Raw genomic sequence first — 2,642 nt, forward strand, 5'->3', positions numbered from 1 at the left:
GTTGCTGGGCCATCTGCTGGGCATCGCGCTGGGCTGCTGTGAGCTGGGCGCGGGTAGCGCCAATTTGGCTTCCCAGGGTGCGATAGCCGTCAATCTGGCCACTCTGGGTCTCGAGCTCCTTGATGCGCTTTTTCGTCTCGGCGAGGTCTTTGGCCGTGGTTCTGCTCTGGCCGCTGGCGGCCTTGAGGGGGGCGGTGAGCTTGTCGACCGCCCCGAGGAGGATTTGCAGTTTGAGAGGGTTCATTGTTCGTCTGCCCCGTTGATGCGGTTGTGGGTTTCAACGAGGCGTTGGTGCCAGCCCATCAGCTCGCTGATCTCCATGGCCGCCATCTCGGAGGGCGGCCAGTGGGCGATGATGGCGATGTCGGCCATCACCTCGTCTACGCAATGAGGTAGGCCATTCTCTTCGGTACCAAAAAAGCGCTTACCTCGCTGCCCAGTTGCATCAGGTCGGCCGGATCCATGTTGCCGATCTCGACCTCGGTCAACATGGGGGTTGTGATGCGGGGCAGCAGTTTGGTGAGGGCGTTAACGTCCATCTGCACCACATCGGTCATATTGAGGCCGCGCATTTCGCCCGCCTTGGGCTTGCGCAGTTGAACCTCGGTGATGGTGGTATCGCCGCGCTGGATGACTTGGTCGAGGGTAACGGTCTTGTTTTCCATGGTGTTGGTTCCTAGATATGTGGTGAGGGCGGCTGTGGGCCGCCCGTTGGGTGGTTGGGTGAGTTAGAGACCGATGGCTTTGCGGTGTTCGGCCATGCGGTCGACGCCATCAGGGCCGATCTCGATCATGTTGAGCAGGTCGATTTCATGGATGACGGCCCCGTCAATGGTCACTTTGTAGTAGGTGTTGACCATGCTGACCTTGGCCTGGCTGTTATCTCCGACCTTGGCAGTGCCCCAGTCGATCTCTTTGAAGCGACCTCGGGTGAACACTTCTACGACCTGCACACCGACGACATCATCCCGCTGGATGGAACCGGCAAAGCGGAGGGCGATGCCGTCGATCTTGCCATTGCCCATCTTGCCCAGGATCTCGGCGCTGTAGCCGCCCATGGTGAAGGAGGTATCGAGGGCGCTGTCATCGAGCCCCATGTCGATGTTGACCGCACCGCCCATACCGCCGCCGCGATAGGCCTCGAACTTGCGGGAGAGCTTGGCAAAGGTGAATTCTTCCGCTTCGCCAATCCAGTTGGTGCCATCGGTGAACACGTTGAGCTGTTTGACTTTTCTTGGCAGTGCCATGGTGGCTCCTTATGCGGCGGCCGCGACGCGGGCGCCGAAGTCGATGAGGTAGGTGTCGGTGATGCGCTGGATGAAGCCGAGGTCTTCGAGCGGCGGCACCGGGGTGTAGTTGTAATCGATGCGCAGCTTGCCGGCCTTGAGGGTGTCTTTGTCGTTGAGCTCCTCGTTGTACCAGCAGTCAAAGCCGAGCAGGTAACCGCCCGCCACCAGTTCCCGGCCCTTGGCCTTGATGCCCTCGATGATGTCTTTCACCAGGGTGGGGGTGAGCGGTTTGTCGTTGGCCCACATGTGCGCCTCGGCCATGGTGTCGGCCAGTATCTGGGCGGTGCGGGTGTAGTTCTCGAAGGCGAACAGCGGGTCATCGGAACAGGTGCGGTTACCCCAGTACCGGAAACCATCGGACCGGATGAGAGCGGTGATTTCGTTGGCGTTGAGCAGGCCGACCTCGGTATCGGGGTCTTGCAGATCCCAGAACAGGGCCTTGGTCATGCCGTCGACCCCGGTCACGCCGACGTTCGACAGGGTCTTGTGCCAGCCGATCTCCTTGTCGATGAATGCCCGCATGGCGGCAGCCTTGAGGCAGGCATCGAGCTTGATGCTGGCATTGGCGGCGGTGTCCCAGGCGGTCCAGTCGCCGTGGATCGGCATCAGTTCGCGGCTGGAGAAGTTCTCGCGGTAGGCGAGCGCTGCTTCGACGGTGTCGGCGATGGTCGGCACATAGGCGAAGGCGCGCAACTTTTTGGCTGCGCCCGCCAGGGCGGTGGCGATGGGCAGGGTGCAGTTGTCCGGCACGCAGAGGATGCGCGGCTTGACGCCCGTGACCGGGGCAGCACGCTCCAGCGCCTTGAGGCCGGTATAGCTGCCATCCGGCAGGATGGTCCCGATGATGTTGCTGGTCAGCTCGGCGGCGTCGGCGCCATCGGCCACGCGCACGGCGATGACGATGGTGTTGACGGTGTCATAGATGGTTTGCAGCGAGCGTTTGAGGTTGCCGGTACTGCCCGCCTTGGCGATGGCCGCCGTCAGGTTGGCAATCAGCACGGGTTTGTTGAGGGGGAAGTAAGCGGCATCCGCATCGCTGCTGGTGCAGATGATGCCGATCACCGCCGTGGCGACGGTGCGGATGGTGCGCGTGCCCTCGTTGGCTTCCACGACGCGCACGCCGTGGTGAAATTGGTCCAGTGCCATAGGTTCTCCTGTTGTCCGGACGGAGCATTCTGTGCGTAGGTAATACCTGTGATGCGAGCAGGGTCAGGATGCAGGGGCAGGGGATGTCAGGCGAGCGGCGGCCAGTGTGTGAGGGCCGCACACACTGGCGAAGCGGTGACAAGGTGGCGGATGACGGCAGTCACGAAACACCCCGCACAGGGCGGGGTGGTGGTCGGACTCAAGGGT

The 2,642-nt window shown here is 62.1% G+C and carries 5 protein-coding genes; all 5 read right to left on the reverse strand.

Annotation, left to right across the window (positions count from 1 at the left end; translation table 11 throughout):
• Positions 1–244, reverse strand: a 244-nt coding sequence (locus BGO64_RS09255) for a hypothetical protein (protein WP_286700543.1), incomplete at its 3' end; no start/stop codon positions are given.
• Positions 241–372, reverse strand: coding sequence for a GpE family phage tail protein (locus BGO64_RS09260; RefSeq protein ID WP_041214901.1), 132 nt, complete (start codon positions 370–372; stop codon positions 241–243). The genes BGO64_RS09255 and BGO64_RS09260, both read right to left, overlap by 4 nt.
• 8 nt (positions 373–380) lie before the next feature.
• Entirely contained in the window at positions 381–665 is a 285-nt protein-coding gene (locus BGO64_RS09265) for a phage tail assembly protein (protein WP_041214902.1), read from the reverse strand.
• 63 nt (positions 666–728) lie between these two features.
• Positions 729–1,247 carry a phage major tail tube protein gene (locus BGO64_RS09270; RefSeq protein WP_041214903.1) on the reverse strand — a complete coding sequence of 173 codons (519 nt, stop codon included), beginning with the start codon at positions 1,245–1,247 and terminating at the stop codon, positions 729–731.
• A gap of 9 nt (positions 1,248–1,256) precedes the next feature.
• Positions 1,257–2,435 (reverse strand): phage tail sheath protein, encoded by a 1,179-nt coding sequence (locus BGO64_RS09275; protein WP_502686715.1) that lies wholly within the window; start codon positions 2,433–2,435, stop codon positions 1,257–1,259.
• Between the last annotated feature and the right edge of the window lie 207 nt (positions 2,436–2,642).

This window comes from Aeromonas sp. 62-46 (genome assembly GCF_001898585.1).
GTDB classification, from domain to species: domain Bacteria; phylum Pseudomonadota; class Gammaproteobacteria; order Enterobacterales; family Aeromonadaceae; genus Aeromonas; species Aeromonas caviae.

Excerpts from the sequence above, each read along its gene's own strand:
- BGO64_RS09260 (WP_041214901.1), bottom strand. The coding sequence starts at position 372 with ATGGCCGACATCGCCATCATCGCCCACTGGCCGCCCTCCGAGATGGCG.
- BGO64_RS09265 (WP_041214902.1), bottom strand. The coding sequence starts at position 665 with ATGGAAAACAAGACCGTTACCCTCGACCAAGTCATCCAGCGCGGCGAT.
- BGO64_RS09270 (WP_041214903.1), bottom strand. The coding sequence starts at position 1,247 with ATGGCACTGCCAAGAAAAGTCAAACAGCTCAACGTGTTCACCGATGGC.
- BGO64_RS09275 (WP_502686715.1), bottom strand. The coding sequence starts at position 2,435 with ATGGCACTGGACCAATTTCACCACGGCGTGCGCGTCGTGGAAGCCAAC.